Raw genomic sequence first — 1,892 nt, forward strand, 5'->3', positions numbered from 1 at the left:
TGTAGGGCCGGACTCAAAGTTGCGCGTCTCGACACCGATGAGATGTTCCCTGCTGGTCCTTGCGCGCCCAACGCGAACCTCACGTCAGGCGTCTCCATGCGCATTTCGCGTGCCTTCCTGATTGCCGCCTCACTCGTCGCGGGCGTCGCTGATGCAGCTCCAGACGAAAGCCTCTAGCGCGGTAAGATCGGCCAATCCCGTTCGTTCTACGCGTCTATCAGAACTACAAACGGACAGTCGGGCGTTACTTCTACCGATCAAAGGGCGTCGACATCGGACTTGTCTCGACCTGCAACGCGGGCGAATTCGTCGAGTGCCCGCTCTCCGGTGGCACGGACGAGCCGGCTGCCCGCGACGTGCCGATCGGAATCTGGACACTCTCGTTTGCATCCGGCCCCGCATCGGGAATGTGGCGGAAGAACCCGCGAGCGACGACCAGTCTGCCGACCCGCCTGGAACGCACGAGCGCTGTTTGCGACGCGGATTTTCAGGGACCTTCAGCAACCGAGCGCGGTTACGAATGCCTGCGGACCGAAGGGCCAAGGGAGCTTTCGACACGTACGGAAACGTCGGCCGATCGCGCCGTCAGTTGGCGATTCGTCACCGAAAAACGAAGTGGCGCGTCCGATCCGCAGCTGATGAAGGCACCATCCGCCGATGCCATGCGAATCATCAACGCCGCGCTTGATCGGGAGTTTCGGGAGTCGGTTGGGTTCACGCTGATGGCTCGCCCGAAAGGCGAGTCCAGCTGCACGACGACGGTGGCATTCACCAACGCCCGGCTGTTCACTGTCGACGCGACATGCTATTCGGACTGGCCGGGTGCAGCTCACCCATCGAATGGCTGGAAGACGACGACCTACGATCTGTCGACCGGCAGGCCGCTCGAGTGGGTTCGCACGATCCGCTTTCCGGGCACCCGTGCCGCCACCTTCGACTTCATAGAAGGGAATGACGTGGTATCGCTCGCGCTACGACACGCGGCGGGCGCGCGTAATGCCGGGGGATGTGCCGAAGAAGCGTTCCGAAGCTTCGAATGCGACGGCTCGTGTTGCCGAAACCAAGGCGTGAAGGATATCGGCGATTGGTGGTGGCCCCTCTTGCTATCGCCCAGGAAGGAGGGGCTCTTTGCAGCGTTCAATGCGTATTCGGAGGCTGCGAGAAACTGCCGCGGCGAAGGCGTGCTCTTGCCATGGCGAGACGTTCGCGCGCTTTTGCTCGCGCCACGAACGCTGCCATGAGGGTCGAGCGAGTGGCTCAACTCGACATCTTCATGCATCGGCGTTGAATTTGCCGTTAAACCGCTGCGAATGGCGCACTGCACGTGCGGCGCTCACGCTTCTGCTGGATGCAAATTGTGCCTAATTCCAATCCGACTCGCATCGCACCGTTGCATAGGACATGACCGGAACACCGCTGTACGACTCCAGTGCACCTACAGTGGAATGGCTGCGGAGCCGCGCGACTCCCGATTTCATTTCGTACGGAACACGACCACTTCACCCGCCTCATCGGCCTGGCTTGCCCGCCAGTGCGAGCGCACGTCGTCAAGGATTCAGCGTTGAACAGTCGGCTTTGACTCGGTTACGACGGCAAGCGGATACACGATCGCGAAGATCCGTAACGGGGATCTGGGGACTAAATGAGTAGACCGCCACAACCCTCCTCGAGGGCAGGTCGACTCACCGTTGATGATGCCATTGGTGATCTCGCAATGACGGAGCGTCGGACAGGGCACACGGACAGCAAAGTCGGCCGCGGCATGGCTGCCTGGCCAGCAGCTGCGCGCGGCTTGGCGTGCGTTTGGTCCATCGAGTGTCAGGACAGGCGACCCGGCACGTGGGCCGAGGGTCAGGCGCGTTGGCCCGCTTCTGCCCGCCGCATCGTCGCCC

The 1,892-nt window shown here is 62.1% G+C and carries 1 protein-coding gene; it reads left to right on the top strand.

Annotated elements, in window-relative coordinates:
* Positions 1-407 precede the first annotated feature (407 nt).
* On the top strand, positions 408-1,241 hold the full coding sequence (locus ACV229_RS40450; protein WP_448088642.1) for a hypothetical protein: 834 nt from the start codon (positions 408-410) through the stop codon (positions 1,239-1,241).
* The last annotated feature ends 651 nt before the right edge of the window (positions 1,242-1,892 follow it).

The sequence above is a fragment of the Burkholderia sp. MR1-5-21 genome (assembly GCF_053427715.1).